26 protein-coding genes and 2 pseudogenes are annotated in these 25,681 nt (G+C 71.2%); 12 read left to right on the forward strand and 16 right to left on the reverse strand.

The genetic code is table 11. From position 1 onward, the window contains the following. The first annotated feature begins 2 nt into the window (after positions 1-2). Positions 3-1,055 (forward strand): ornithine cyclodeaminase, encoded by a 1,053-nt coding sequence (locus MNOD_RS05875; protein WP_015927917.1) that lies wholly within the window; start codon positions 3-5, stop codon positions 1,053-1,055. Positions 1,056-1,371: 316 nt separating this feature from the next. Here the strand turns inward: MNOD_RS05875 and MNOD_RS05880 are convergent, their stop codons facing one another. Further along, positions 1,372-2,112, reverse strand: coding sequence for a sigma-70 family RNA polymerase sigma factor (locus MNOD_RS05880; RefSeq protein ID WP_015927918.1), 741 nt, complete (start codon positions 2,110-2,112; stop codon positions 1,372-1,374). Between the two features lie 156 nt (positions 2,113-2,268). After that, positions 2,269-2,436, reverse strand: a pseudogene (locus MNOD_RS48825) (Crp/Fnr family transcriptional regulator); the annotation flags it as partial. A 220-nt stretch (positions 2,437-2,656) separates the two neighbouring features. On the opposite strand from MNOD_RS48825, the gene MNOD_RS42710 reads away from it, so the two are divergent. From MNOD_RS42710 to MNOD_RS05905, 5 genes are all read left to right on the forward strand, one after another. Next, entirely contained in the window at positions 2,657-3,040 is a 384-nt protein-coding gene (locus MNOD_RS42710) for a response regulator (RefSeq protein WP_043750517.1), read from the forward strand. Then, entirely contained in the window at positions 3,037-3,798 is a 762-nt protein-coding gene (locus MNOD_RS05890) for a Crp/Fnr family transcriptional regulator (protein ID WP_050783290.1), read from the forward strand. Before MNOD_RS42710 ends, MNOD_RS05890 begins: the two co-directional genes overlap by 4 nt. A 181-nt stretch (positions 3,799-3,979) precedes the next feature. Next, positions 3,980-4,615 (forward strand): LemA family protein, encoded by a 636-nt coding sequence (locus tag MNOD_RS05895; protein ID WP_015927919.1) that lies wholly within the window; start codon positions 3,980-3,982, stop codon positions 4,613-4,615. 99 nt (positions 4,616-4,714) lie between these two features. Beyond that, entirely contained in the window at positions 4,715-5,476 is a 762-nt protein-coding gene (locus tag MNOD_RS05900) for a TPM domain-containing protein (RefSeq protein WP_015927920.1), read from the forward strand. After that, positions 5,466-6,098: a TPM domain-containing protein gene (locus MNOD_RS05905; RefSeq protein WP_015927921.1), complete on the forward strand. Its 633-nt coding sequence runs from the start codon at positions 5,466-5,468 to the stop codon at positions 6,096-6,098. The genes MNOD_RS05900 and MNOD_RS05905 overlap by 11 nt, the downstream gene beginning before the upstream one ends. A gap of 18 nt (positions 6,099-6,116) precedes the next feature. Here the strand turns inward: MNOD_RS05905 and MNOD_RS05910 are convergent, their stop codons facing one another. The 3 genes from MNOD_RS05910 to mtoX are packed head-to-tail and all read right to left on the reverse strand — an operon-like array spanning position 6,117 to position 8,937. After that, on the reverse strand, positions 6,117-6,797 hold the full coding sequence (locus tag MNOD_RS05910) for an RraA family protein (RefSeq protein WP_015927922.1): 681 nt from the start codon (positions 6,795-6,797) through the stop codon (positions 6,117-6,119). A gap of 34 nt (positions 6,798-6,831) precedes the next feature. Continuing rightward, positions 6,832-7,569, reverse strand: coding sequence for an SCO family protein (locus MNOD_RS05915; RefSeq protein ID WP_015927923.1), 738 nt, complete (start codon positions 7,567-7,569; stop codon positions 6,832-6,834). A 45-nt stretch (positions 7,570-7,614) separates the two neighbouring features. Next, entirely contained in the window at positions 7,615-8,937 is a 1,323-nt protein-coding gene (gene mtoX, locus MNOD_RS05920; RefSeq protein ID WP_015927924.1) for a methanethiol oxidase, read from the reverse strand. 346 nt (positions 8,938-9,283) lie between these two features. On the opposite strand from mtoX, the gene MNOD_RS05925 reads away from it, so the two are divergent. Beyond that, entirely contained in the window at positions 9,284-10,234 is a 951-nt protein-coding gene (locus tag MNOD_RS05925; RefSeq protein ID WP_015927925.1) for an acetamidase/formamidase family protein, read from the forward strand. Positions 10,235-10,313: 79 nt separating this feature from the next. Here MNOD_RS05925 and MNOD_RS48830 read toward each other — a convergent pair whose 3' ends face one another. Beyond that, positions 10,314-10,508, reverse strand: coding sequence for a hypothetical protein (locus tag MNOD_RS48830; protein ID WP_043748167.1), 195 nt, complete (start codon positions 10,506-10,508; stop codon positions 10,314-10,316). An 81-nt stretch (positions 10,509-10,589) separates the two neighbouring features. Then, positions 10,590-10,658: pseudogene (locus MNOD_RS50540) on the reverse strand (hypothetical protein); the annotation flags it as partial. 44 nt (positions 10,659-10,702) lie between these two features. On the opposite strand from MNOD_RS50540, the gene MNOD_RS46185 reads away from it, so the two are divergent. Further along, positions 10,703-10,891: a hypothetical protein gene (locus MNOD_RS46185; RefSeq protein ID WP_157091394.1), complete on the forward strand. Its 189-nt coding sequence runs from the start codon at positions 10,703-10,705 to the stop codon at positions 10,889-10,891. A gap of 14 nt (positions 10,892-10,905) precedes the next feature. Here MNOD_RS46185 and MNOD_RS05935 read toward each other — a convergent pair whose 3' ends face one another. Genes MNOD_RS05935 through MNOD_RS05945 form a run of 3 tightly spaced genes read right to left on the reverse strand, consistent with a single transcriptional unit; the run spans position 10,906 to position 14,013 of the window. Further along, the gene (locus tag MNOD_RS05935) at positions 10,906-12,258 is read right to left on the reverse strand and encodes an NTP/NDP exchange transporter (RefSeq protein ID WP_015927926.1); all 1,353 of its coding nucleotides are present in this window, start codon (positions 12,256-12,258) and stop codon (positions 10,906-10,908) included. After that, positions 12,255-13,115: an NADPH-dependent F420 reductase gene (locus MNOD_RS05940; protein ID WP_015927927.1), complete on the reverse strand. Its 861-nt coding sequence runs from the start codon at positions 13,113-13,115 to the stop codon at positions 12,255-12,257. The genes MNOD_RS05935 and MNOD_RS05940 overlap by 4 nt, the downstream gene beginning before the upstream one ends. Continuing rightward, positions 13,105-14,013, reverse strand: a complete 909-nt coding sequence (locus MNOD_RS05945; protein ID WP_015927928.1) for an aldo/keto reductase — start codon at positions 14,011-14,013, stop codon at positions 13,105-13,107. Before MNOD_RS05945 ends, MNOD_RS05940 begins: the two co-directional genes overlap by 11 nt. A gap of 133 nt (positions 14,014-14,146) precedes the next feature. On the opposite strand from MNOD_RS05945, the gene MNOD_RS05950 reads away from it, so the two are divergent. Then, positions 14,147-14,887, forward strand: coding sequence for an SDR family NAD(P)-dependent oxidoreductase (locus MNOD_RS05950; RefSeq protein ID WP_015927929.1), 741 nt, complete (start codon positions 14,147-14,149; stop codon positions 14,885-14,887). A 155-nt stretch (positions 14,888-15,042) separates the two neighbouring features. Here the strand turns inward: MNOD_RS05950 and MNOD_RS05955 are convergent, their stop codons facing one another. The 4 genes from MNOD_RS05955 to oxlT form a co-directional block, all read right to left on the reverse strand. Continuing rightward, positions 15,043-15,735 carry a GntR family transcriptional regulator gene (locus tag MNOD_RS05955; RefSeq protein ID WP_015927930.1) on the reverse strand — a complete coding sequence of 231 codons (693 nt, stop codon included), beginning with the start codon at positions 15,733-15,735 and terminating at the stop codon, positions 15,043-15,045. Positions 15,736-16,031: 296 nt separating this feature from the next. After that, positions 16,032-16,187 (reverse strand): hypothetical protein, encoded by a 156-nt coding sequence (locus MNOD_RS47930; protein WP_015927931.1) that lies wholly within the window; start codon positions 16,185-16,187, stop codon positions 16,032-16,034. Between the two features lie 176 nt (positions 16,188-16,363). Continuing rightward, positions 16,364-16,651, reverse strand: a complete 288-nt coding sequence (locus MNOD_RS05960) for a hypothetical protein (RefSeq protein ID WP_015927932.1) — start codon at positions 16,649-16,651, stop codon at positions 16,364-16,366. 235 nt (positions 16,652-16,886) lie between these two features. Beyond that, positions 16,887-18,161 carry an oxalate/formate MFS antiporter gene (oxlT, locus tag MNOD_RS05965; protein ID WP_015927933.1) on the reverse strand — a complete coding sequence of 425 codons (1,275 nt, stop codon included), beginning with the start codon at positions 18,159-18,161 and terminating at the stop codon, positions 16,887-16,889. A gap of 504 nt (positions 18,162-18,665) precedes the next feature. Between oxlT and MNOD_RS05970 the strand changes: the two genes are divergently transcribed. Together MNOD_RS05970 and MNOD_RS05975 are read left to right on the forward strand one after the other, a co-directional pair. Further along, positions 18,666-19,220, forward strand: a complete 555-nt coding sequence (locus MNOD_RS05970) for a L,D-transpeptidase (protein ID WP_015927934.1) — start codon at positions 18,666-18,668, stop codon at positions 19,218-19,220. Between the two features lie 69 nt (positions 19,221-19,289). Beyond that, positions 19,290-20,750 carry a pyridoxal phosphate-dependent decarboxylase family protein gene (locus MNOD_RS05975; protein ID WP_015927935.1) on the forward strand — a complete coding sequence of 487 codons (1,461 nt, stop codon included), beginning with the start codon at positions 19,290-19,292 and terminating at the stop codon, positions 20,748-20,750. 47 nt (positions 20,751-20,797) lie between these two features. On the opposite strand, the gene glpK is transcribed toward MNOD_RS05975, so the two are convergent. Further along, a complete protein-coding gene (glpK, locus tag MNOD_RS05980; RefSeq protein WP_015927936.1) occupies positions 20,798-22,306 on the reverse strand; it encodes a glycerol kinase GlpK in 1,509 nt (502 codons plus the stop codon). 100 nt (positions 22,307-22,406) lie between these two features. Next, on the reverse strand, positions 22,407-23,954 hold the full coding sequence (gene glpD / locus MNOD_RS05985) for a glycerol-3-phosphate dehydrogenase (protein ID WP_015927937.1): 1,548 nt from the start codon (positions 23,952-23,954) through the stop codon (positions 22,407-22,409). A 361-nt stretch (positions 23,955-24,315) separates the two neighbouring features. Here glpD and MNOD_RS05990 point away from each other — a divergent pair, with 361 nt between their 5' ends. Continuing rightward, a complete protein-coding gene (locus tag MNOD_RS05990) occupies positions 24,316-25,536 on the forward strand; it encodes an ABC transporter substrate-binding protein (RefSeq protein WP_015927938.1) in 1,221 nt (406 codons plus the stop codon). The last annotated feature ends 145 nt before the right edge of the window (positions 25,537-25,681 follow it).

The following is a 25,681-nucleotide window of genomic DNA, read 5'->3' on the forward strand; positions in this document are numbered from 1 at the left end:
CCATGGCACCCGCCCTCAACACCGTGCCCTTCGTCAGCGTCGAGCACATGATGCGGCTCGTGCTCGCGATCGGCGTCGAGCGCTTCCTCACCGAGCTCGCCGACTTCATCGCGGCGGATTTCCGGCGCTGGGAGAGCTTCGACAAGACGCCCCGCCTCGCCGCCCACAGCGTCGATGGCGTGATCGAGCTGATGCCGACGAGCGACGGCACCACCTACGGCTTCAAGTACGTCAACGGCCATCCGAAGAACATCCGCTCGGGCCGCCAGACGGTGGCGGCCTTCGGGGTGCTGGCGGATGTCGGCCACGGCTATCCGGTGCTGCTCACCGAGATGACGATCCTGACGGCCCTGCGCACGGCGGCGACCTCGGCGCTGGCGGCGCAGTATCTCGCGCCGCCGCGCGCGCGCACCATGGCGCTCATCGGCAACGGCGCCCAGGCCGAGTTCCAGGCGCTGGCCTTCAAGGCGCTCCTCGGCATCGACCGGCTGCGGCTCTACGACATCGATCCCGCGGCGACGGCGAAGTGCCTGCGCAACCTCGCCGGGCTCGGCTTCACGCTTCAGCCCTGTGCCAGCATCGCCGCCGCGGTCGAGGGCGCCGAGATCGTCACCACCGTCACGGCGGACAAACAGAACGCCACCATCCTGACCGACAACCTCGTCGGCGCCGGGATCCACATCAATGGCGTCGGCGGCGACTGCCCCGGCAAGACCGAGCTGCACCCGGACGTGCTGCGGCGCTGCGAGATCGTGGTCGAGTACGCGCCCCAGACCCGGATCGAAGGCGAGATCCAGCAGCTGCCCTTCGATCATCCGGTGACCGAGCTCTGGCAGGTCATCGCCGGGCGGGCGCCGGGCCGGCGGGACGCCCGCCAGGTCACGCTGTTCGACTCGGTCGGCTTCGCGGTCGAGGATTTCTCCGCCCTGCGCTACCTGCGCGAGAGGCTCGGGACCTATCCGTTCTTCACCGAGCTCGACCTGCTCGCGGATCCCGACGAGCCGCGCGACCTGTTCGGCATGCTCCTGCGGGCGCAGGCCCGGGCGGCGGCTTGACCGCCGGCGCGGCCTGACCGCCGGCCGAATTGCGCACAAAAATGCCAGCGGCGCGCCGATGGCGCACAATTGTGCTTGTGGGGCCTCCGGGCTCCGGCTAGGACCCTGGGGCCCAAGGCAAAAAAAAGCCGCCCTCGCGGAGCGGCCCGAAGTCTAGGGAGGAAACGCCCAAAGAGGGCAATCGCCGCCGCGACGCCATCGCGGCGGCGAGGTCTTTTCTATCCCACGCTGCACTGCACAACACAATCCGACGCGGGCGTGGAACAGCCATGCTCGCACGGCATGCGCCGCCGACCGGCACCCGGATGGGCGGGGCTCAGCTGCGCGGCGCGACACGGTTCGACAGGGCGGACTGGATCAGGGCATCGGCCTGGAGTTCGCAGCCCGTGTAGCCGAGCAGCGTAGCGAGCCGCGCGCGGGCGCGGTTCACCCGGCTCTTGATGGTGCCGACCGCCACGCCCAGCATCGTCGCGACCTGCTCGTAGGTGAGTTCCTGCACCCCCACCAGCACGAGGGTCTCGCGCATGTCCGGCGGAAGGCGGGCGAGCGCCTGCTGGACCTCGACGAGGCTCACGCCGTGATCCTGGCGCGGCGCCACGGCGAGCAGCGCCGCGTATTGCCCCTCGTCGTCCTCCACCTCGCGCGAGCGCTTGCGGCGCAGCGAGTAGAAGTGGTTGCGCATGATCGTGAACAGCCACGCGTCGAGATTGGTGCCGGGCGTGAACCGGTCGCGGTTCTGCCACGCGCGCAGCACCGTCTCCTGCACGAGGTCGTCCGCCTCTGCGCCGCGTCCGGCCATGCTGATCGCGAAGGCGCGCAGCGAGGGAAGCGCCTTCAGAAGGCCGGCATGGAAGGCGCGGAGATCCGCGTCCGACTGCGCCTCCAGGGCACGGGTGAGCCGGTCGAGGAGCGCTTCGAGCGAGGGCGACAGGTCGCGGGCCTGATGAGCCGCGTAGAGATCCCGCAGCGCCTGCCCGAGATGATCGCGCACCGGCTCGGGCAGGACGGCGCTGTCGGCCGATTCGGGGACCGCCAAGGCGTCAGGGGACAGGAGCACCGGGCCTCCTCATACTAGCATGGGGTATCTATGCCCGGGCAGCTATGGCGGCCGCATCCCGCGTCAAGACGGGCCTGCGCTCGGTTCCGCCCCCGGGGTGCAGGATCGCGTTCGGCTCGGACGTGAAGGTCCGCAAAGTCGACGGCCGGGCCGGTCTCACGCCTCCTCGATCAGCCGGACGTGCTCGGCCTCCGGGACGCCGTAGCCGTCATCCGCCACCGCGAGCAGCGCCGGACGGTCCAGGATGGTGATGCGCCCGCGCCGCGCCCGGATCAGCTGGCGGCCTTCCAGGGCCTGGAGCGCGAGGGTGAGCGCGGACCGTCTCCCGGTGCCTCGGGCCCAACCCTCTCGGAGGCAGTGCCCGGCTTATTGCCAGTACAGCCCGCAAAGGCAATTTCCCGTATCTGTTCTGCATGATACCCGACATTTCCGGCAATGTCGGGTATCACACCGAAGACGGACTGTTTCTCACCGGATATTGACGGCCCTGCACTGACCTCCCCACCTGGGCGCAGAACTATTTGGATTGTCGCGGGGCGGGACCGTGAGAAATACTGATGGCTCCCCGACAGTTCTGCTGATCGAGGACGATGTGCTGGTTGGCATGGATCTCTCCGAAACGCTGGCGGCGGCAGGTTATCGGGTGATCGGCCCGGTCACGCAGATCTCCGACGCCCTGGCGGCTCTCCGGGAGGCGATGCCGGCCGCGGCCGTGGTCGATGTGAGGCTCAAGGACGGTTCCTGCGCGGCCCTCGCCCCCGAACTGCGCCAGCGCCGGATTCCCTACCTGGTGCATACGGGTTGCCGGCGCGACGATCCGCTCGCGGCCGCGTTCCTGGATGCCCCCTGGTTCGCCAAGCCGGCCGCCTTCCGCGACCTCATCGCAGCCCTGGACGACCTCGCGCGCGAATGCGGGAGCGCATCATGACCGCAGGCGGGGCCTGTCCGAGCCACGAGACCAGGCGACAGGGGCCCAACGCGCTCGTGCGCCGGCTCGCGCGCCATGCCGACCTGTCGGACGCCGAGACCGGGCTCCTGAACCGGCTGAGCACGGCCACGCGGTTGATCGGCCCGCGCAGCGACCTCGTGCGCGAGGGCGACGATCCGGGGGGCGCCCACGTGATCCTGTCGGGCGCCGCCTGCCGCTACAAGCTGCGCCCGATGGGGACCCGGCACATCGTGTCCTATCTGCTCCCGGGCGACATCTGCGACGCGGACGGGGCCACGGTGCAGCGGGCGGACTTCTCCGCCGCCACCCTGGTGCCCAGCACGGTGGCCTTCATCCCGCGCCCGCTCCTGCGGGAGCTCACCGCGATGCATGACGGCATCGCCCGGGGCCTGCGCGCCGCCAAGCTCGCCGAGGAGGCGATCCTGCGCATGTGGCTCGCCAATCTCGGCTGCCGGTCGGCCCTGGAGCGCACCGCGCATCTGTTCTGCGAATTGCTGGAGCGGCTGCGCGCCGTCGGGCTCGCCGGCGAGGCCGGCTACGACCTGCCGATGACGCAGATCGACCTCTCGATCACGCTGGGCATGTCGACGGTCCACATGAACCGCACCCTGCACGAGCTGCGCCGCCAGGCGGCGGCCGACCTGCGCGGACGGACCCTGCACATCCTCGACCGGGCGCGGCTCGCGTCCATCGCCGAGTTCGACCCGAGCTACCTGCGCCCCGTCCTCGCCTCCTGACCGGAGCCGCCCGGCGCTGCCCGCCCCTGGGCAGGCCGCCTCCAGGCACCTTGACGCCCAGCTTGGGCGCGGGCAATCCGCCGGAGGTCCGCGTCCCGACGGCCCGGGCCGGAACGCCGCCGCCCGGCGGCGCTTATCCGTCCAGCCGCGGCCGGATCGGGGGCCGCCGGGAGGAAGTGGAATGCGGTCGAAGCGCGTGCACGACGTCGGAGGCGCCCGCCCCTGGCTGTCGCGGGTCGCCGGGGCGCTGGCCCTGATCGGGGTGGCGGGCGGCCTCTCCGGCTGCGGCGCCGTCAACCAGGTGCCGCTCCTGGAGGAGCGGGCGAAATCCGCCTGGAGCGAGGTGCAGAACCAGTACCAGCGCCGCGCCGACCTCATCCCCAACCTCGTCGAGACCGTGAAGGGCTACGCCCAGCAGGAGAAGGACGTGCTGATCGGCGTCACGGAGGCGCGCGCCAAGGCCTCCAGCGTCAAGGTCGACGCCTCGACGGTCAGCGACCCGCAGAAGTTCAAGGAATACCAGGACGCCCAGAACCAGCTCTCGGGCGCCCTCGGGCGGCTCCTCGTCACGGTCGAGCGCTATCCCGACCTCAAGTCGAACCAGAACTTCCTCGCCCTGCAATCCCAGCTCGAAGGCACCGAGAACCGGATTGCGGTGGCGCGGCGCGACTACATCGCCGCCGTGCAGTCCTACAACACCGAGGTGCGCACGATCCCCGGCCGCTGGATCGCGGCGTGGCTCTATCCCGACGCCAAGCCGATGGAGACCTTCACGGCGACGCCCGAATCCTCGCGGCCGCCGAACGTGAAGTTCTGAGCAGGTTTCGGACAAGTGTCCGCGGTTTTCCGGCAAAAACCTGCGGCAGACCAAAGGCCTCAGCAGGCTTGGCAACGCAAGCCCGCTGAGGTCCCGCTGATGCGGGCCGCCCTCCGGCTCTGCCTTCCCGTCCTGGCGCTCGTCGCCCTGGCGGCGGCTTCGCTCGCGGCCGATCTGTCCTTCCCCGCCCTGACCGGCCGGGTGGTCGACGCGGCCGGGCTGCTCACGCCGCAACAGCGGACCGAGCTCGAGACCAAGCTCAAGGGCTACGAGGACAAGACCTCGGACCAGGTGGTCGTGGCGACGGTGCCGAGTCTGCAGGGCACCAGCGTCGAGGATTATGCCAACCGCCTCTTCCGCGCCTGGAAGCTCGGCCAGGAGAAGACGAACAACGGGGTGCTCCTCCTGGTGGCGCCGGCCGAGCGCAAGGTGCGCATCGAGGTCGGCTACGGGCTCGAAGGCGCGCTCACGGATGCGCTGTCCAAGGTCCTGATTGCCGGCACCATCGCGCCGCGCTTCAAGGCCGGCGACTTTGCCGGCGGGATCAATGCCGGGGTGGACGGAATCCTCTCCATTCTGGCGGGCGATGCGCAGGAATGGCAGCGCAAGCCGCAGGTCCGCTCCGACGAGGTGGCTCCCGAGCAGGTCCTCCTCCTCGTCATCCTGTTCTTCCTGGTGCTCTTCGTGCTCTGGCGCATGAACCGCGGCGGGCGCCGGGGCGGCGGCATCGTCATCCTGCCCGGCCCCGGCTCGGGCGGCTGGAGCGGCGGCTATTCGGGCGGATCGTCGGGCGGCTTCGGAGGCGGGTTCTCGGGCGGCGGCGGCTCGTCGGGCGGGGGAGGGGCTTCCGGTGACTGGTAGGGCGGCCGATCTCCTGACGCGCGATGCCTGCGAGCGGATCGCCGCGGCGGTGGCGCGGGCCGAGGCGGGCACGGCGGGCGAGATCGTCGTGATGGTGAGCGCGCGGGCCGGCCTCTATCGCTCCCCGGTGCTGGCCGTTGCCCTCGTCGGCGGGCTCCTCGCGCCCTGGCCGCTCCTCCTCCTCACAGGCTGGAGCACCGGCCTCGTCCTCGTCGCGCAGGCGGCCGTCGTGGCGCTGATCCTGGGGGCGAGCCTCTCCGAGCCGCTGCGCCTCGCTTTCGTCCCGCGGAGCGTGCGGCGGGCACGGGTGCGCGAGGCGGCGCAGTTCGCGTTCCGGTCGCGGGGCCTCACCCGCACCCGCGGGCGCACGGGACTCCTCCTGTTCCTCGCCCTCGCGGAGCGGCATGCCGAGATCGTCGCGGACGAGGGCATCCTGGCGCGCATCGACGCGCAGATCTGGGCCGACCTGCTCACCGACCTCGCCGCCGCCCTGCGCCGCGGCGAGGTCGAGGCGGGCCTCGTCGCCGCCGTGGCGCGCCTGGGCGAGCGGCTGGCAACCGCGCTCCCGGCGGGGCCGGGCGATGCCGACGAGCTGCCGAACCGGGTGATCCTCGACGCGTGACGGGGCGCCCGAGGCGGCTCACCCCTCGCCGGTGCGCCGGGGCGCGGGCAGGCCGAAGGTCTCGCGCATCGAGCGCCCGGCGGCGAGGCTCGCCTCCCACTCGGCCTCGCGGGCGAGCTTCGCCTCCGCGTCGCCGATCCGCGCCCGGATCATGGCGGGCGAGAGCGCGACGAGCCCGTCATCGTCGCCGATCACGAGGTCGCCCGGCGTCACCAGCGCCCCGCCGATCACGACGGGGGCGTTGACGGCGCCCCGCTCGGCCGAGGCCGGGCCGCGCGGCGTGACGAAGCGGGTGAAGACGGGCAGGTCGGACCAGCCCGCCAGGGTCCCGACATCCCGCACCGCGCCGTCGCAGACGAGGCCGGCGCCGCCGCGCCGCCGCAGCTGGCCGCCGACGATCTCGCCGATCATCGCGGTCTCGGCATGGCCGCCCGCCGCGATCACCAGCACGTCGCCCAGCCCGATCAGGTCCAGCGCGTGGAGCACCGCCCCGAAATCCGGCGGCTCGCACAGGGCCGTGACGGCCCGCCCGAACAGGCGGGGCTGCCGGCCGGCCGGCAGGAGCGGGCGGATGGCCGGGTCGATCTGGCCGAGATTCTGCCCGAGATCGACCACGACGGCCACCGGCACGGCACGCCAGCGTGCGATCTCCTCCGCCGTGAGCGTGTCGGCCGGGGCGGCCTCTATGGTGACGGGCATGGGATCAAGTCCTCTCGATGAAGGCGGTGTCGCGTCAGCGGCGAGCCTCCGCCGGTGCGCCTCCAGCGCGGCTCTCCGCGTCGAGGAGCAGGCTTCGCACATCGTTGAGGACGAGTCCCGGGTCGAAGAAGTCGAGGCTGTAGATGTTGCGGATCTGCCCGTCCGCATCGATGAGGAAGGCGCGGAAGAGGTGGTTCAGGGGTCCGCCGGACGCCGTCCCCTCGGGCTTCCGATCGACGCGCTGGCCGTAGGCGGCGAGGACGGGAGCGAGGGCCGCCCGGTCGGGTGCCGTGAGGAAGCGCCATGCGGGCGCGTCCCGATCGGGCGACCGCCACGCCTGCGCGAAGGCGTGCATCACCGCGGGCGTGTCGTGCTCGGGGTCGAAGCTCAGGGTGACGAGCTGCATCCGGCGCGACAGGGGCCGGTCCTGCGCCGCGAGGTCCTGCAGCCGGGCCATGTCCGCCGTCGCCAGCGGACAGGCATCGCCGCAGCGGGTGTAGATCAGCGCGAGCACGGTCGTGCGCCCCTGCAGAACATCCCGCAGCAGGTCGTGCGGGCGGCCCGCCTCGTCGAGAACGGCGCCGCCGGCGGCCCGCTTGATCGGCGGCAGGCGGTAGGTGCCGGGCGCCGCCAGCGGGAACGCGTAGGCGGCCTCCCGCCCGGGCCCCGATCCGCCGGTGTCATGCCTCCCCTCATGCGCGAGGGACACGGCCACGAGGGCCCCCAGGGCCAGCGGCGCGGCGGCACAGGGCCGGAGCCTGCGGATCCTCATCCCCGTTCCTCCCGGGCCCGCTCGGCGGCAGGGCCCCCGCGCCGGTCAGTTCGTGTAGAGCGCCGCCGCACCGAACGCCATCATGTGCGGCCGCCCGAGCTTCTCGGCGGTGAAGTCGATCGAAAAGCGCGGCGTCAGCTCCTTGCGGTCCCACGTATAGGCTTTCAGGAACTGCTCGTTGTCGGGACCCGTCTTGTCCCAATTCGCCAGCAGCGAACTCGTGTAGTAGATCCGCTTCCCGTCCCAGCTCTGCGAGACCATGTTGAGCTGCGCGCCGATCTTCTTCTCGTAGATCTGCCTGGGCTTGCGCGGGTCGGAGACGTCGAAGACCCGGGTGGTGCCGTCCGTGAAGGTGTCGACGAACAGGGTCGTGTCATCGGCCGAGAGACTGATGTCGACCGGAACCGGCAGCGTGGCGGGATCCCCGATATCGGCGACCGCCTCCGCCTTCCAGGCGCCGCCCTCGTCCTCGCGCACGAGCCAGATCTTCGAGGTGAGCGCGGTCGAGGTGAAGGCGTAGGAATGGTACGGGCCCCAGGCCCAGCGGATCTCCAGGGGCGCGCCCGGCACATGGAGCACCGTCCGGGGCTGGCGGGCGTGGAAATCCCACAGCACCATGGTCTGGCCGAACCGCTTCATCGCCTCGGGGTTGCGCACGACCTCGCCGAGCGGCCGCATGTAGTTCTCGATGCCCGTGAAGGAGGAGGTGAGCATCACGTTCCGGCGCGGCAGCACCCGGGCATCGTAGCCGTAGCCGTCCGCCACGGCCTCGACCCGGGCGCCGCCGGGGGCCGCGTCCGTGGGCAGCCAATGGGTGGTGATGTAATCGCCCTCGTTGGAATACTCGACCAGGGCCGTCCGTCCGGTGCCATCCTTGTTCGAGAGGCCCGGGATCAGCATCCGGCCGGGCAGCGCATAGGCGCCGTGCGGGCCGGCCACGCCGCCGCTCTTCGCGACGAAATCGTCGATGGTCCTGACCAGCCTGGGCCTGGCCGGATCGGTCGCGACGTCGAAGATGAAGATCCGGCTGTCCGACAGGCCCGCGGCCCAGAATTGCCGCCGGTCGTCGGTGAAGCCGCCGTGATGCGCCTCGTGCCGGCCGCCGACCGGAGCGGCATGGATCGGCTTGCCGAAAGTCGGCGAATCCTTGCGGACGTCGACGGTGACGAGCTTGTCGGAGCCGTCGCCCAGCCCCTCGACTCCGAGCGTCCAGACATAGACGAAGTCCTCTTCGCCCGTGATCTTCGCCATGTAGGGCGACTGGCAGGTCTCGTCGGCAAGGGCCGGCCCCGCGAGGGCGAGGGCGAGGGCAGCCCCGCCGCAGCGCAACGCGGCAGCCCGGGTCGGACGAAGGCGGTGCAGTGCCATCGGGTGTCTCCTCGCTGCCTGCGGAAGACGGATCCGGCCACGGCGGTCTTCACGCCGGCGAGCCCCCGCAGGGCGAGGTCGCGCGGCCGACGCGGCAATGCTTCGCCCATTCGGCAGGCCTGTCAACGGGCGGGAACGCGCCGGCGACGGGGCGCGACCGGCCGGACGTCGTCCGGCCGCCGCTCAGCAGGCGACGTGTTGGCAGGCCAATAAGTCGCCTGCTGAGGCTCTTGGTATGCCGCAGGTTTTTGCCGGGAAACCGCGGGGCACTTTTCCGAAACCTGCTGAGGCGTTGAGCCACGCCCCCGTCTCCCGTCACATCGCGGTCCGAACGAGGAGGATGAGGATGCCGACCCATCACGAGATCCCGGCCACGCCCGACGCCATGGTGCTGGGCTGTTTCGACGCCGCCCGCCCGCCCGTGCTCACGGTGGAGTCCGGCGACACGGTGACCCTGCATTCCTTCCCGGCGGGCGGCCGGGACTCCCTCCACCCCGACCCCGCCCGCCACCCGGCCGATTACCTCGCCGCCCTCGACGCCCTGTCGCCGGGCCACGGCCCGCACTTCGTCACCGGCCCGGTGCATGTGCGGGGTGCGCTCCCGGCCGACGTGCTGCAGGTCGACATCCTCGCCCTGAAGCTGCGCCAGGATTGGGGCTTCGTCGCCATCCGGCCGCTGCTCGGCACGCTCCCGGACGAGTTCACCGACTACGAGACCATCTATCCCGACATCGACGCGGAGCGCGGCGTGGCCACGCTGCCCTGGGGCACGGAACTGCCGCTCGATCCGTTCTTCGGCATCATCGCCACCGCGCCGCCCCGGGCCTGGGGCCGGGTCGGCTCGCCGGTGCCGCGGGCCTTCGGCGGCAACATGGACAACAAGGAATTAAAGGTCGGCACCACGCTCTATCTGCCGGTCTTTACCGCGGGCGCGGGCTTCTACGCGGGCGACGGGCACGCGGTGCAGGGCGACGGCGAGGTCTGCGTCACGGCCCTGGAGACCGGCCTCACCGGCACCTTCCGGCTCACCCTGCGCAGGGATCTCGGCTACACGTGGCCCTTCGCCGAGACGCCCACCGACCTGGTGTCGATCGGCCTGCACGAGAGCCTGGACGAGGCGATGCGTCAGGCGGTGCGCGAGATGGTCAGGCATGTCTGCGAGCGAACCGGCCTGACGCGCAACCACGCCTACATGCTCTGCTCGCTCGCCGGGAACCTGCGCATCACCCAGACGGTGGACGGCAACAAGGGCGTGCACATGCTGATGCCCAAGAGTGCGCTGCCGAAGGCCGGGTAGGCGGCGTGGCTCCGCCGACCCGCGGACCGGCGCCGTGCGGATGCCGACGCGGCGACCCGCGTGCTCGTCGGGAAAATCCTCAATCTGGCGGAGCGGCCGGCCGGGTGAGGGCAGCGGCAGCGCGGCGACCCCGCAAGCCCGTCGTGAGGCGGCTCCGCGGGCCCCGCGGCAGCGCGCGATAGAGCCGCTTGGCGGTCGCGCGCATGCCGATCAGGACGAAGGCCGCCGCGCGGCCGCGTGCCGTCAGCACGAGCATCCGGCCGGAGACCGGCACGCGGCCGGTCGCCCAGGCGGCCTTGTAGGGATCGGGCGGGGGCAGGAAGTCGTAGAGGGTGAACCCCGCCGTCGCGAGATGCGGGAGCAGCGCCCCCGTCAGGGCATGGCCGGGAGAGAAGCCCGCATAGGCCGGATCGTAACAGCCCAGGAGCGACCGGTAGGCGCCTGCGAGCCGCGCTCCATGGTGTTGACATGGGCGAGGCCGCGGGGCGTGGCCTCGATCAGGCGCGCCAGCGCCGCATCATCGAAGAGCGGCGACCGATGCAGCCGGTGACGCAGCTAGAGGACCCGTGTTCCGAAATCCGCGGCCGTATCTTCCGTCCATCCCGAAAGAATATCGCCCATGCCCGTTCCTCCGGCACGCCGGATTACGGGCCATGATCGTAAACAGAGCTTTATGAGGGGGGCCGAATGTCTGCCTCCGGCGCCTCCCGGGCCTCGCGCGCCTTCGCGAGCGCCTCCTGCCGGCGCCCGAGCCAGAGGCCGTTGAGGAGCCAGAGGGCGGAGAGCGGCACGGCGAGGACCGGCAGCGCGGTGGGGCCGAGGCCGAGCGCCCCCGCCAGCGCGTAGGACCAGGCGCCGACCTGATCGCCGAGCCGGTAGACCACGGTGTCGATGAAGCTCTTGGCCTTGTAGCGGTCCTCCCGCGGCAGGACGGTGAACAGCACCTCGCGCACCGGGCGGGCGACCGCGAAGTTGCCGGCCCGGCGCAGCACCCCGAACACCACCACGGCGGCGATGGTGGGGGCGAGCGCCAGGAGCCCGAAGCCGAGCATGCTCACGAGGGGCAGGAGCGCGAGCGTCAGCCCGACGCCGAGGCGGCGCACGATGCGCCCCGTGAGGAAGAGCTGCACGCCGAGCGTCAGCAGGTTCACGGCGAGGTCGACGCTGGCGAAGAAGGCGGTCTGCGCCCCCCGGTCCGGAAAGCTGCGCTTGGCGATCGCCGCCTGCTCGAAATACAGGAAGGTCGAGGTGACCGAGAACAGCAGCAGGAACAGGCTGATGTTCAGGAGGTAGGGGGAGGCGAGGGTGCGGGTGATGCCCGCCACGATGCTGCCGCCGATCGCCTCCGTGCCCGCCCCGGGCTCGCGCCGGAGCGCGTCCGACAGGCGGGCGAGCCCCCGCATGCTGAGGACGGCGACTTCGAGCAGGATGGCCGCACCGAGGAGCAGCACTGAGGTCGCCACGTCGCGCGCGAGCACCGCCGTGAAGGCCGAGCCCGTGATGGCGCCGAGCGTCGCCCCCGCCGCGATGAAGCCGAACAGGCGCTTGCCCTGCTCGGTGTCGAACACGTCAACGATCGTCGCCCAGAAGATCGAGACGACGAAGAGGTTGAAGATCGACAGCCAGACGAAGAAGACGCGGCCGATCCACACCGCCCGCTCGCCCTCCGAGACCGCGATCGCGGCGGCGAAGACCAGGATGTTGAGGGCGAAGAAGCGGTAGGTGAGGGGGACGAAGCGGGCCCGCGGGAGGGTGCGCACGAGCCAGCCGAAGGGCAGGTTGAGCGCCAGCATGCCGACGAGCGTCGCGGTGAACAGCCAGGGCAGGTTCTCGAGTCCGCCCGCGAGCCCCATCTGGTCACGGATCGGCCGCATCACGTAGTAGGACGACAGGATCGCGAAGATGTAGAGCCAGGACCAGCCGAGGGCCGGCACCTCCTCGGGCCGCACGTCGATCAGGCGCCGCAGCCACGCCGGCACCCGGGCGCCGATCCGCCGCAGGCCGCTGCCCGCCTCCGCGCTCACGGCTGGAGCCCGAAGACCCTGCGGGCCTCGGGCGCCGTGACGTCGAGGCCGAAGCCGGGGCTTCCCATCGCGAAGCGGCGCGCCGCATCGAGAGGCCCGACCACCACCGGATCGAAGCCCGCATCGCGCACGAGGCCCTCCGCGACGGCGACCGCCTTCGGGTCGTCGCCCGCGAGCGGCACCGCCATCAGGCCGCCGGAGCGGTGGGCGTTGCGCTGGAAGACCTGGTAGTTCGCGGCATTGAACACCCGCACGATCCGGGCACCCGGCAGGTACTTGGCGGAGGTCGCGCCGATGCCCTGCGCCTCGGCCTCCGCCGCCAGATCCCCGTCGCGGGCCCTGGTGGCGTTGCCGGCATCGAGAACGATCTTGCCCGACAGCGCCGCCGCATAGTCGCGCCCGAGATCCGGATAGGCCCGGTAGGGCACGGCCAGCAGCACCGCCTCGCCGAAGGCGAGCGCCTCCGCGACGGTGCCGGCGCGCGCGAGCGGCCCCATCTCCCTGACGAGGCCGGCGAGATCCTCCGGATGGCGGGAGGCGAACAGCACCGGATGCCCGGCCTTGACCCAGAGGCCCCCGATGGTGCTGCCGATATTGCCGGCCCCGATCACCCCGATCGGGCTCTTCTGCGCCCGATCGGGGTGATCCTGGGCGCGGGCCGGGAGCGCGCCCGCAAGCGCGCCCGCCGCCGCGAGCCGCAGGAGCGCGCGGCGGCTCGGAGCATACCAACGGTCATTTCCAATGACTGTTGGTTCCGTTCTCGGATTTTCGCCAAGCCTTTGGCTTGGTGTCGAAAATTCGAGATGGGTCAACGGCCCGCTGCGCCAGTAGCCTGGGCCGTTGATATCAGAGATCATCGATGAACTCCTCCATCTTGCGGCGGGTCGCGGCGTCGGGCAGGCGGCCGCGGGCAGCGCCGAGATTGTCCTCGACGTAGCGGGCCTGCGCCATGCCGGGCACCGGGCAGGTCACGGCCTCGTGCGAGAGGACGTATTTCAGGAAGAATTGCGGCCAGGAGGCGCAGTCGAACTCGGCGGCCCAGGCCGGGAGATCCCGCCCGCGCACCAGGTTGAACAGCCGCTCGCGCCCGAACGGCACGTTGATCATCACGGCGATGCCGCGGTCGCGGGCGAGCGGCAGGATGCGCTCGGCCGCCTGCCGGGCGTCGACCGCGTAGTTCACCTGGATCACGTCGAGGCGCTCGCGCCGCATCAGGGCTTCGAGGTCGTCGTACTGGCGCTCGACCCAGGTCGTGGCGCCGACATAGCGGATGCGCCCGGCCTCCTTGAGCGCCTTCAGCCCTGCCAGCTGCGTGTCCGTGTCGATGAGGTTGTGGACCGCGACGAGGTCGATCCGGTCCGTGCGCATGCGGCGGAAGGACTGGGCGATCTGCGCCTCGCCCGCCTCGCGCCCCTGCGCCGCCACCTTGCTGCACAGGAAGACCTTCGTCCGGAGGTCATCCTCGGCCAGGATCAGGCCGAGCACCTCCTCGGCCCGGCCGTAATCGGGTGCGGTGTCGATCACCCGGCCGCCGAGGTCCACGAAGCGCCTGACCGCCTCGCGCAAGGGGGCCACCGCCTCGGAGGTCGGATCGACGTTGTAGCGCCGCGAGGTGCCGATGCCGATCACCGGCACGCGCTCGCCCGAAGAGGGGATCGGCCGCTCGCGCAGCGGCGCGGTCTCGGCGCGGCCCTGCCCGGGGATCAGGGTCGCGGCCGCCGCTCCGGCGAGAACTGCGCGGCGGTTCAGCATCATGCGGGCACTCCCGGTTCGACACGGCAGGGTCGAGCCGTCGATCTAGAGCACGGGCGCCGTCGGCGTACCGGGACCCGGCGAACACATTCCGGAGAGGCGCTATCCTGCTCTCCGAACCGATCGGGGAGGGAGCATGAACAAGCCGAGCGCCATCGTGGTGGGCGTGGGCGCCGAGCAGGGGCTCGGGGCCGCGCTGTGTCGCCGCTTCGCCCGCGCAGGCCATCACGTGCTGGTGGCGGGCCGCACGCCGGCCCGTCTCGAGACGGTCGTGGCCGGCATCGCGGCGGCGGGCGGCAGCGCCGAGGCCGTGGTCGCGGACGCGACCCGGGAGGAGGACGTGGCGCGCCTCTTCGCGCGAGCCGCGGCGCCGGGGGAGGGGATCGCGCCCGTCGATCTCGTGGTGTTCAACGCGGGCAACAACCGCCACGTCCCGTTCCTGGAGCTCGAAGCCGCGCTGATCGAAGAGTTCTGGCGCGTCGGCTGCCTGGCGGGCTTCCTCGTCGGCCGGGAGGCGGCCCGCCTCATGGCTCCGCTCGGGCGCGGCACGATCCTGTTCACCGGAGCCTCGGCGAGCCTGCGCGGCAAGCCGGGCTTCGCACATTTCGCCGCCGCCAAGGCGGGCTTGCGCATGGTGGCGCAGAGCATGGCCCGCGAGTTCGGGCCCGCGGGCCTGCACGTGGCCCATGTGGTGATCGACGGCGGCATCGCGGGGGAGCGGCTGCTGTCGCGTCTCCCCGACCTCGCGCGCGATCGGGGCGAGGACGGGCTGCTCGCCATCGACGCCATCGCCGAGACCTACTGGCAGATCCACCGCCAGCCCCGCTCGGCCTGGACTCACGAGACCGACCTGCGGCCGTTCAAGGAGACGTTCTAAGCATCATTCGCCGAAGTGTCCCATGGTTCGGCGATAAAAATGATGCGGAATCAAAGGAATCCAAGCTCGGTGGGGCGGCTCCGCCCCACCCTGCTGAGCGGTCCCGATCGAGAGATTCCCCGCTGCCGGCCTCGAGGCTCAGGCCGAAAAACCGCTCAGGCCAGGAAATCGCCGTAGCGGTCCACATGCTCGGCGAGGCCGAGAGCATGGTCGCGCACGAGGCGCTCGGCGAGCGGCGCGTCGCGATCCTCGAGCGCCGCGATGATGCGGACATGCTCCTGGATCGAGGTCTTGGCCCGGTCGCCCTGCGTCAGCGCGATGTTGCGGATGCCGCGCACGTGGATGAGGAGGTTGCTCGCCAGCCCCTCGATCACCTCGCAGCGCCCGAGCGAGATGATGGTCTGGTGGAAGCGGATGTTGGCGTCCGAATACTCGGTCATGTGCTCGGCCGGAGCGTCGAGGAAGAACTCCGGGAAGGTCGTGCGCAGCGCGCGCAGATCCGCGTCCGAGGCGCGGCTGCAGGCAAGGCGCGCCGCCATGCTCTCCAGCCCGGCCCAGGCATGGATCATCCCGATGATTTCCTTCTTCGTCTTCTTGACGATGAAGACGCCGCGCCGCGGCTCGGAGCGGACGAAGCCCTCCTGCTCCAGCACGGTCAGCGCCTCGCGGACGGGCGTGCGGCTGACGCCGAGATCCTGCGAGAGCTTGCGCTCGTCGAGGCGGATCTCCTCGTCGCTGCTGTAGATGTCCATGTTCGTGATGGCCGATTTCAGAGCCTCGTACGCCAGAGTGCGCAGGCTCGAATTCGTCACGATCGGTCTCACGGCGAAACTTTTGTCGCTTGCCATCGGCTGCACCTGACGCTTCCCGCGGCCGGCTCCCCATGCCACCGGCCCCTCGCGCCCGGACCCTCGGTCAGGACGTCATAGCCTCTCATAAAACAGGCGGGGATGGTATGCCAGCGAAACCGTGCCCTGTCCCTGCGGGCAGCGCGGCTGTTCACAGCGATTGGGCGCGTGCGACAGTATCGGAGGCCGGTGCCGTTCGGGCAGATCTTGCGACGAATGCGCGGCAACTTGGACTTTTGTCCGAATCTCCGCTGCGGGCCGGATCGCGCCCGGCCCGCGGCCAGAGAGGCAGATGGTTAGGCGATACCGACGTAGCGGCCGTTCGCCGCGGCGGCGGGACGCTGCCCGCCGACCCGGCCGGGCGCGCCGCTCAGCCGGTCGGCGAGCTTGACGACGAGGATCGCCTGGATGCCGACGAGGGCGGCGAGGAAGGCGGTGGCAGAGACGATCATCGGAAGGCTCCAGCAGTGATGGTGCGATGCGAGATATGCCGTGTTGCGGCGCAACTTGGTATACCAGACACCACAACCGAGACATTCCGCTGGCGCATGGCTCAGCCGACCAGCTGGGCATGAAAAAAGCGCGCCGCCCGAAGGCGGCGCGCTCCGATCCGTTCCGGTGCGAGGGACTAAGCGGCGCTCGCCTCGTCGCAGCCGGTGATCCGCAGATCATAGCTCTCGTCCCAGAGGGCGGCTGCCCGGGCGTGCCAGTCCGCATCGAAGAAGGCGTCGCAGGCATCGTGGCTGTCCCAGATGCAGACGCACAGGAGGTTGCCGTCGCGCACGCGCAGGTGGCGGGTGAGCAGCCCGGGCGTGATGCCGAGCGACGGGCAGAGCGTGCGGCTTGAGGTCGACACCTCGTCCTCGCCCTCCCCGGCAACCGGACAGTTAAGAACGGAGAGGTATTTTTCCATCATGCGTTCCTCCCGGAACGGCCGGCCTCTTGCCGAGGTCATGGCCTGTTGTGCAGGAGCATGATAGCAGGCCAATCCCGCACCGCACCGATAATAATTCTGTCGATCTCAGAAGTCCTGCGGATGTTTTTCTGAATTCGACTGATAGAGCGTGTCGCTTCATGGGTGCAACGCAAAAAATGGGCGGCGCCGGTCAGGACCGGCGCCGCCCTCGCAGTCGTCGCGAACCCGACGGGCCTCAGGCGGCCGGGGCGGGGGTCAGCACGGCGGCGGGCTTGGTGTAGGCCGCGCGCATCGGCTTGAGGACGAACAGGGCCATCAGCGCCGCCAGGATGTTGAGCGCCGCCGCCGCGATGAAGACCGCGTGCCAGCTCCCGGTCCAGGTGGTGAGCAGGCTCGTATAGGGCACGATCAGGGCCGCGGTGCCCTTCGCGGTGTAGAGCAGGCCCGCATTGGTCGCCGCGTACTTGGTGCCGAAGGTGTCGCCGCAGGTGGCGGGGAACAGCGAGTAGATCTCGCCCCAGGCGAAGAACACGAGACCGGTCAGCATCACGAAGGCGAAGGGATCACTGCCGAACACGCTGAGCGCGTAGATGCCCAGCCCCTCGATCGCGAAGGACAGGAACATCGTGTTCTCGCGCCCGATATGGTCGGAGACCCAGCCGAAGAACGGCCGCGTCACGCCGTTGAGCACCCGGTCGAGGGTCGCCGCGAAGGTGAGCGCCGGCAGGGTGACGCCGAGCAGGCTGACCGGCACCTCGGCGATCTTGAAGTCCTTGGCGATGGGGCCGAGCTGCGCCGTTGCCATCAGGCCGCCCGCCGCCATCATCACGAACATCGCGTACATCACCCAGAAGATCGGGGTGCGCACCATCTCGCCGGGCGTGTAGTCGCGACGGCTCAGGCTGACGCGGGCCACCTCCGGCACCTCGCCCTTGTGGGGAGCGACGAGGAAGAGGGCGAGCAGGCAGACGATCAGGCCCTGCCCGATGCCGAAGGAGAAGAAGGCCGACTCGTAGCCGTGGGTCTTGATCATCCACTGGATCGGCACGACCGTGAGGGCCGAGCCGGCGCCGAAGCCCATGGCGGTGATGCCGGCGGCAAGCCCGCGGCGGTCGGGGAACCACTTGAGCGAGTTGCCCACGCAGGTGCCGTACACGGCGCCCGCCCCGGTGCCGCCGATCGCGGCGGCGATGTACAGGACCGTGAGCGAGGTCGCGTAGGAGTTGATCACCCAGGCGAGCGCGCAGAGGGCGCCGCCCACCAGCGTGACGATCCGCGGACCGTACTTGTCCACGAACCAGCCCTCGATCGGCACCAGCCACGTCTCGGTCACGACGAACAGCGTGAAGGCGACCTGGATCGCCGCGCGCTCCCAGCCGTGCCGCTCCTGCATCGGATTAACGAAGAAGGTCCAGCCATACTGCATGTTGGCGATCATGCACATGCAGATCACCCCGAAGGTGAGCTGGAGCCAGCGGCTCCCCCTTACCGCATCAACTGTCCCTGACATGGGCGTCTCTCCTGGTCGTTCTTGTTGAAGTCGTGACACCGCGGCGCTGCGGCTCTCCGTCCGCTTGAGCGACGCGACCCGTGCGGGGACGCCGAATCCGGGCCGCCCCTCGCATCACCGTCACAGGTCGACGGTATACCAGAATGAGTGTGGGCCGAAGAACCCGTCCCTGTCAATCGGTCGCATCAAGACCGGGGGCTACGCCGCAGCGATCACGGGGCAGCCGGGTGCCCTGCATAGAAGTCATGCGGCGGCTTCGATCGAACGAAGGTTCGCGCTTTGCTGCACTGCAACTCGCCTCCTGTCCGCCATTGCGATACTCGTCTGGCGGGACGGGCGAGTCACAGCACAGGGGCCGGGAGGCGACAAAGCCGGACGATGGTCGGAGGCGGCGCCGGGGGGCCCGGCCTTCGATCGGCCTGCCCCGCGCGGGAACCTTGGCCGTGTCCAGCCGTCATCATGACGGGGATGCCGCGCAGGCAGCGCGAGGGAGGGAATCGGACGATGAGAGGCAAAGTGTCCCTGGCCGTCGCGCTCCTGATGCTGGCGGGGCCCGGCCGTGCAGCGGCCGACGTGCTCGTCTCCGTCGACAAGGCCGCGCAGCGCATGACGGTGTCCGTCGACGGCAAGGAGCGCTACGCGTGGCCGGTCTCGACCGGGGCTTCCGGCTACGCGACGCCCGCCGGCACGTTCACCCCCTCCCGGCTGGTGCGCGAGCACTTTTCCCGGGAATGGGACGACGCGCCCATGCCCTTCTCGATCTTCTTCACCGATGCCGGGCACGCGATCCACGGCAGCCGGGCGGTCGGCCGGCTCGGCACACCAGCCTCGCATGGCTGCATCCGGCTCGCCCCGGCCAATGCCCGCACCCTCTTCCAGCTCGTCCAGGCCGAGGGGCTCGCCCGCACGCGGATCGAGGTGGCGGGCACCGAGGCGATCGCCTCCGCCGGGGAGGGGGCGCCGGGCGCGCCCCTCGACTACCGGCGCCTCACGAGCTTCAACCCCCTGACCATGGGCATCATCGCGGGCGAGCCCGCTGTACGCCTGCGCACGCCCTGAGGCGTCCCGGGTGGGCGCCCGTCCCGCGCCGATCCCTGCTACAAGCCGGCCCCGGACAGGGAGGGCGGCATGGACGAGGACAGCTTCCGCGCCTGGGCGCACCGGGCGGCCGACTGGTCGGTCGACTATCTCGCGGGCGTCGCCGAGCGCCCGGTGCGGGCGCAGGTCGGCCCCGGCGAGGTCTTCCGGCAGATCCCGGCCGCGCCGCCGGCCGCGGGCGAGCCGATGGAGGCGATCTTCGCCGATCTCGACCGTCTCATCCTGCCGGGCATGACGCATTGGCAGCACCCGCGCTTCTTCGCCTATTTCCCGGCCAATGCCAGCCCGCCCTCGGTGGTGGCGGAGTTCGTCACCGCGGCGCTCGCGGCGCAATGCATGCTCTGGCAGACCTCGCCGGCCGCGACCGAGCTCGAGAGCCGCGTCACCGACTGGCTGCGGGACATGATCGGGCTCGGGCCGGACTTCGCCGGCGTGATCCAGGATTCCGCATCGGGGGCGACGCTCGCCGCCCTCCTCACCGCCCGCGAGCGGGCGCTGGCCTTCGCGGGCAACCGGGAAGGCTTGGCGGGGCAGCGACCCGTGCGGGTCTACGCCTCGGCGCAGGTCCATTCCTCGATCGACAAGGCGGTGCGGATCGCCGGCATCGGCGACGCGAACCTCGTGCGCATCCCGGTTACCGGCCCGCTCTTCGGCATGGACCCGGCGGCGCTCGACGCGGCGATCCGCGCCGACCAGGCGGCCGGCCTCCTGCCCGCCGCCGTGGTGGCGTGCCTGGGCGGAACCAGCATCGGCGCCTGCGATCCGCTCGAGGCCGTCGCGGCGGTCGCCGCGCGCCACGGGGTCTATCTCCATGTCGACGCCGCCTGGGCGGGCAGCGCCATGATCTGCCCCGAGTTCCGCGACCTGATGCGGGGGGCGGAGCAGGCCGACAGCCTCGTGTTCAACCCGCACAAGTGGCTGTTCACGCATTTCGATTGCTCGGCCCATTTCGTGAAGGATCCGCGGGCGCTGACCGACACGCTCGGCCTGCGCCCGCCCTTCCTGCGCACCCTCGAGCGCGAGGGCGTGGTCGACTACAATGAGTGGTCGATCCCCCTCGGCCGGCGCTTCCGCGCCCTGAAGCTGTGGTTCGTGATCCGCTCCTACGGGGTCGAGGGGCTGCGGGACATGATCCGCCGGCACGTGGCCTGGGCGCGGGCGCTGGCGGAGCGGGTCGCGGCGCATCCCGACTTCGAGCTCGTGACCGGGCCGATCCTGTCGCTCTTCACCTTCCGGTACGCGCCGGCCGGGGCGGGCGACCTTGATGCCCTCAACGAGCGCCTCGTCGCGCGGATCAACGACGACGGGCGCACCTACCTCACCCAGACCCGTCACGACGGCCGCTTCGTCATCCGCTTCCAGATCGGCCAGACCACGACGACCTGGCGGGACGTCGAGATCGCCTGGGAGGCGGTGCAGGAGGTCGCGGCGTCGCTGGCGCCGACCCGCGCGGGGTCGGAGGACGGGGCGGGACGCCGAGATCCCGCGTGAGACTGCCCTCGTCGCGGCCGTCCTGACAGGCTGCGGCGCAGCTCCCGTCAGGGCAACGGCACTGGCCGGCCCAGTAGGCAGCCCACCGCCTTGCGCCAGCCGGCGAGCTTGCGCTCGCGCACCGGCCCATCCATGGCGGGCGTGAACCGGCGCTCCAGGCGCCAGTGATCGGCGAAGCGCTCGGGCTCCGGATAGAGGCCGCAGGCCAGCCCCGCCAAGTAGGCGGCGCCGAGCGCCGTCGTCTCCTTCACCTCCGGCCGGTCGACCGGGGCGGCGAGGAGATCGGCGAGGCGCTGCATGGTCCAGTCCGACGCGACCATGCCGCCATCGACCCGCAGTACCGTCCCGCTTCCGTCGCCGTCCGGCCAGTCGGCCCGCATGGCGGCGAGGAGATCCGCGGTCTGGTAGCAGACGCTTTCCAGGGCGGCGCGGGCGAGTTCCGCCGGCCGGGTCCCGCGGGTGAGCCCGTAGAGCGCGCCGCGCACATCAGGCTCCCAATAGGGCGCCCCGAGGCCCACGAAGGCCGGGACGAGGTAGACCTCCTGGGCGGGGTCGGCCCGCTCGGCGAGGTCGCCGGTCTCGGCCGCGGAGGCCACCACGCCGAGGCCGTCGCGCAGCCACTGCACCGCGGCTCCGGCCACGAAGATCGAGCCTTCGAGGGCGTAGGTGCGTTCGCCGCCGAGCTGGTAGGCGATGGTGGTGAGGAGCTTGTTCCGCGAGGCGACGGGCTGCGGGCCGGTATTGAGCAGCGCGAAGCAGCCGGTGCCGTAGGTCGACTTGACCATGCCGGGCCGGAAGCAGGCCTGGCCCACCGTGGCCGCCTGCTGGTCGCCGGCCACGCCGCGGATCGGGATCGGGGCTCCGAACAGGTCGGGATCCGTGGTGCCGAAATCTCCCGAGGAATCGCGCACCTCCGGCAGGAGGCTGCGGGGGATGTCGAAGAGGCGCAGGAGGTCGTCGTCCCAGGCGCCGCGGTGGATGTCGAACAGGAGGGTGCGCGAGGCGTTGGTGGCGTCGGTGACGTGGACCCGCCCGCCGGTGAGGCGCCACAGAAGGTAGCTGTCGACCGTGCCGAAGGCGAGTTCGCCCGCGTCCGCGCGGGCCCGTGCGCCCGGCACCTGGTCGAGGATCCAGGCGATCTTGGTGCCGGCGAAGTAGGGGTCGAGGAGGAGCCCGGTCCGCTCGCTCACCAGCGGCTCGTGGCCCTGCTCCTTCAGGCGGGCGCAGAGGCCGGCGGTGCGCCGGTCCTGCCAGACGATGGCGCGGTGCACCGCCTCGCCGGTGCGGCGGTCCCAGATCAACGTCGTCTCGCGCTGGTTGGTGATGCCGATGGCCGCGACCTCGCGGGCCCCGGCGCCGGCCTGTCTCAGGGCCGCCCGGCAGGTGTCGAGGGTGCTGCGCCAGAGATCCTCCGGCTCGTGCTCGACCCAGCCCGAGGCGGGGAAATGCTGCGGGAACTCGGCCTGCGCGAGCGCCGCGATCCGGGTGTCGGGGCGAAACAGCAGGGCGCGGGTGGAGGTGGTGCCCTGGTCGATGGCGAGGATGAGGCGCGTCACGGGCCAGCTCCCTGGATGCTCAACCGGCGGGGAGGATGGCGCGGATCCCGCCGGTCGCCCGCCCGAAGATAGGCGCCCGCGCGAGACCCGCCTCCCCGTCTCAGGCGGCCGAGGACGCCACGGCATCCTCGCGCATGAACGCGTCGAGCGCGGCGGCCTGCGCCGCCTCGAGCCGCAGGCCGAGCTTCGAGCGGCGCCACAGCACGTCCTCGGCCCGCATCGCCCATTCCCGCCGCATCAGGTAGCGCACCTCGCGCTCGGTGAGATCGGCCCCGAACACCCGGCCGAGATCCGCCGGGCTGCGGGCGCCCGCCAGGATCTCCCGCGCATCGGTGCCGTAGGCCCGCACCAGCCGGGCGGCGAGCCCGGCCTCGACGAAGGGGTATTCGCGCCGGATCGCCGCCACCAGGGGCTCGAAGCCCGTCGCCGGGAAGTCGCCCCCCGGCAGCCGGGCTTGCCCCGTCCAGGCCGGCGCGCGGGCGGCGGCCACGTGGTCGCGCAGGTGCTCCAGGGCGGATTCGGCCAGCCGCCGGTAGGTGGTGATCTTGCCGCCGAACACCGAGAGCAGGGCCGCGCGCCCGGGGCCGGCATCGAGGGCGAGCACGTAGTCGCGGGTCGCCTCCTGGGCCTTCGTCGCGCCGTCGTCGTAGAGGGGGCGCACGCCCGAATAGGTCCAGACCACGTCCTCGCGCCGGACGGCCTCGCGAAAATACGCGCTCGCGGCGGCGCACAGATAGGCGATCTCCTCCTCGCTCGCCGCCACCTCGGCCGGGTCGCCGTGGTAGTCGCGGTCGGTGGTGCCGATCAGCGTGAAGTCGCGCTCGTAGGGGATCGCGAAGACGATCCGGCCGTCTGCGTTCTGGAAGATGTAGGCCCGGTCGTGCCGGAAGATCCGGCGCACCACGATGTGGCTGCCCTGGACGAGGCGCACGCCCGCCGCCGCCTTCGCCCGCACCACGCCCGTGAGCACCTGCGCCACCCAGGGGCCGGCCGCGTTGACGAGCGCGCGCGCCTGCACGGTCTCGCGCCGTCCCGCCGCCTCGACGGTCAGCTCCCAGCGATCGGCAAGGCGGTTCGCCGCCACCACTCGGGTGCGGGTCCGGATCGCCGCCCCGCGCGCGGCGGCATCGCGCGCGTTCAGCACGACGAGGCGCGAATCCTCCACCCAGCAATCCGAATACTCGAAGGCCCGGCGGAAGCCGGGCTTGAGCGGGGCGCCGGCCTCGTCGCGCGCGAGGTCGAGGCTGTACGTGCCGGGCAGGCGCTTGCGACCGCCGAGATGATCGTAGAGCAAGAGCCCGAGGCGCAGGAGCCAGGCCGGGCGCAGGCCCGACGCCGGGCTCAGGCCTGGCCCGTGGGGCAGCACGAAGCGCAGCGGCCAGACGATGTGGGGCGCGTTCGCCCACAGCACCTCGCGTTCCCTCAGCGCCTCGCGCACGAGTCGGAACTCGGCACGCTCCAGATAGCGCAGGCCGCCATGGATCAGCTTGGTGGAGGCGGACGAGGTGCCGCTGGCGAGGTCGTTCTGCTCGAACAGCACCACCGAGGCGCCCCGGCCGGCCGCGTCGCGGGCGATGCCGCAGCCATTGATGCCGCCGCCGATGATGGCGAGGTCGTAGAGGCCGGGCTGCTCGCGCCGCAGGCTCACGGAGCGCCTCCTTCGCGGGCTCCCGGATCCTCCGCGGGCTCCCGGGCCCTTTCGTTTCACGCGCAAAGCGAAATTAGGTGAGCATCGAAACGAAGGCAATGCGGGAGAACCGAAACGCGGGGGCTTTCGGTTCCGGGACGCGGCGCTCTCCCCGAGCGATGCAGGCTCCTCGCCCATCCGGCAAGGCGATGCTCCGGCGCCGTCCTGCCCAATCGCGCGACACCCCCGCCCGCCTTTTCAGCACCGGCTCCTCTTGCGCTCATCCCCGTCCCGGTTATCGTTCGTATACGAATGACTTGCCGGGACTCGGAAAAACGCCCGATACTCGGCCCCGCGCCTGTGGACGCTGGAGATTCGTGTCATGAGCCACCCCCCGCTCTCCCGCCGTGCCGTGGTCGGCGGGCTTGCCGCGGCCCCCTTCGTCGTGCGGGCCGCGCGAGCGGCGGACGGGCCGGTGCGGATCGGCGAACTGAACTCCTACGGGCGCATGGCGGCCTTCGCGGGTCCCTACCGCAACGCCATGCAGCTCGCTGAGGACAGCATCAACAAGGCCGGCGGCATCAAGGCGCTCGGCGGGCGCCCGATCGAGCTCGTCTTCCGCGACGACGGCTCGACGCCGGGCGACGCGGTGCGGGTGGCCGAGGAGCTGCTCACCCGCGAGAATGTCGCCTTCCTGTGCGGCACCTTCCTGTCGAACGTGGGCCTCGCGGTGGCGGATCTCGCCAACCAGCGCAAGGTGCTGTTCCTGGCGACCGAGCCGCTCACCGACGCGCTCACCATGGGCAGCGGCAACCGCTACACCTTCCGGGTGCGGCCCAACACCTACATGCAGACGAAGATGCTGGTCGAGGCCGTGAAGGGTCGCGGCATCAAGCGCTGGGCGATCGTCGCGCCGAACTACGAATACGGCCAGTCGGCGGCGGCGAATTTCAAGCGGCTGATGGCGGCCGCGGTGCCGGGTTTCGAGGTGGTGGCCGAGCAGTTCCCGGCCCTCGGCAAGATCGATGCGGGCGCCACCGTCGGCGCCCTGGCGCAGGCCAAGGCGGACGGGCTGTTCAACGTGCTGTTCGCCGCCGACCTCACGGCCTTCGTGCGCGAGGGCAACACCCGCGGCCTGTTCGAGAAGCGGATTGTCGCGAGCCTGCTCACCGGCGAGCCGGAATACATGATCCCGCTGGGCGACGAGACGCCCGAGGGCTGGATCACCACCGGTTATCCGTGGGAGAGCATCGACACGCCCGGCCACAAGGCCTTCGTGGCGGCCTACCGGGCCCGCTTCAACGACACGCCGCGGCTCGGCTCGCTTCTCGGCTACGTGGTGGTGCACATGATCCGCGACCTGCTCGAGACGGCGAAGTCCACCGAGACCGAGGCGATGATCGCCGCCCTCGAAGGGCTCACCTCCGAGACCATCGCCGGCAAGGTCACCATGCGCGCCCTCGACCATCAGTCGACGCTCGGCGCCTGGATCGGCGAGACGGCCCTCGACGGCCGCAGGGGCACGATGCGCAACGCCCGCTACGCGGACGGCGCCGACTACATGTTCCCGGAAGCGGAGGTGAAGGCCGCCCGCAAGGCGTGAGCCGGAGCCTCCGACGATGGAGGTGCCGGCTGCTGGAAGACGCCGCGGCCCTCATGCTGGGGACCAATCAGCCGCCGGATCACGTTTGAAGAGTGCCGGGCCCACCGTCCGAAGCCTGCCCGGACCCCGCTGAAGGCACCGAGAC

It is taken from the genome of Methylobacterium nodulans ORS 2060 (assembly GCF_000022085.1).
In the GTDB taxonomy this organism is placed as follows: Bacteria; Pseudomonadota; Alphaproteobacteria; order Rhizobiales; family Beijerinckiaceae; genus Methylobacterium; species Methylobacterium nodulans.

Excerpts from the sequence above, each read along its gene's own strand:
- oxlT (WP_015927933.1), bottom strand. The coding sequence starts at position 18,161 with ATGTCAGGGACAGTTGATGCGGTAAGGGGGAGCCGCTGGCTCCAGCTC.
- MNOD_RS05915 (WP_015927923.1), bottom strand. The coding sequence starts at position 7,569 with ATGAGGATCCGCAGGCTCCGGCCCTGTGCCGCCGCGCCGCTGGCCCTG.
- MNOD_RS47930 (WP_015927931.1), bottom strand. The coding sequence starts at position 16,187 with ATGATCGTCTCTGCCACCGCCTTCCTCGCCGCCCTCGTCGGCATCCAG.
- MNOD_RS05950 (WP_015927929.1), top strand. The coding sequence starts at position 14,147 with ATGAACAAGCCGAGCGCCATCGTGGTGGGCGTGGGCGCCGAGCAGGGG.
- MNOD_RS05960 (WP_015927932.1), bottom strand. The coding sequence starts at position 16,651 with ATGATGGAAAAATACCTCTCCGTTCTTAACTGTCCGGTTGCCGGGGAG.
- MNOD_RS05925 (WP_015927925.1), top strand. The coding sequence starts at position 9,284 with ATGCCGACCCATCACGAGATCCCGGCCACGCCCGACGCCATGGTGCTG.
- MNOD_RS05975 (WP_015927935.1), top strand. The coding sequence starts at position 19,290 with ATGGACGAGGACAGCTTCCGCGCCTGGGCGCACCGGGCGGCCGACTGG.
- MNOD_RS05900 (WP_015927920.1), top strand. The coding sequence starts at position 4,715 with ATGCGGGCCGCCCTCCGGCTCTGCCTTCCCGTCCTGGCGCTCGTCGCC.
- MNOD_RS05990 (WP_015927938.1), top strand. The coding sequence starts at position 24,316 with ATGAGCCACCCCCCGCTCTCCCGCCGTGCCGTGGTCGGCGGGCTTGCC.
- MNOD_RS05875 (WP_015927917.1), top strand. The coding sequence starts at position 3 with ATGGCACCCGCCCTCAACACCGTGCCCTTCGTCAGCGTCGAGCACATG.
- mtoX (WP_015927924.1), bottom strand. The coding sequence starts at position 8,937 with ATGGCACTGCACCGCCTTCGTCCGACCCGGGCTGCCGCGTTGCGCTGC.
- MNOD_RS46185 (WP_157091394.1), top strand. The coding sequence starts at position 10,703 with ATGGGCGAGGCCGCGGGGCGTGGCCTCGATCAGGCGCGCCAGCGCCGC.
- MNOD_RS05910 (WP_015927922.1), bottom strand. The coding sequence starts at position 6,797 with ATGCCCGTCACCATAGAGGCCGCCCCGGCCGACACGCTCACGGCGGAG.
- MNOD_RS05890 (WP_050783290.1), top strand. The coding sequence starts at position 3,037 with ATGACCGCAGGCGGGGCCTGTCCGAGCCACGAGACCAGGCGACAGGGG.
- MNOD_RS05940 (WP_015927927.1), bottom strand. The coding sequence starts at position 13,115 with ATGATCTCTGATATCAACGGCCCAGGCTACTGGCGCAGCGGGCCGTTG.
- MNOD_RS05955 (WP_015927930.1), bottom strand. The coding sequence starts at position 15,735 with ATGGCAAGCGACAAAAGTTTCGCCGTGAGACCGATCGTGACGAATTCG.
- MNOD_RS05895 (WP_015927919.1), top strand. The coding sequence starts at position 3,980 with ATGCGGTCGAAGCGCGTGCACGACGTCGGAGGCGCCCGCCCCTGGCTG.
- MNOD_RS05970 (WP_015927934.1), top strand. The coding sequence starts at position 18,666 with ATGAGAGGCAAAGTGTCCCTGGCCGTCGCGCTCCTGATGCTGGCGGGG.
- MNOD_RS05945 (WP_015927928.1), bottom strand. The coding sequence starts at position 14,013 with ATGATGCTGAACCGCCGCGCAGTTCTCGCCGGAGCGGCGGCCGCGACC.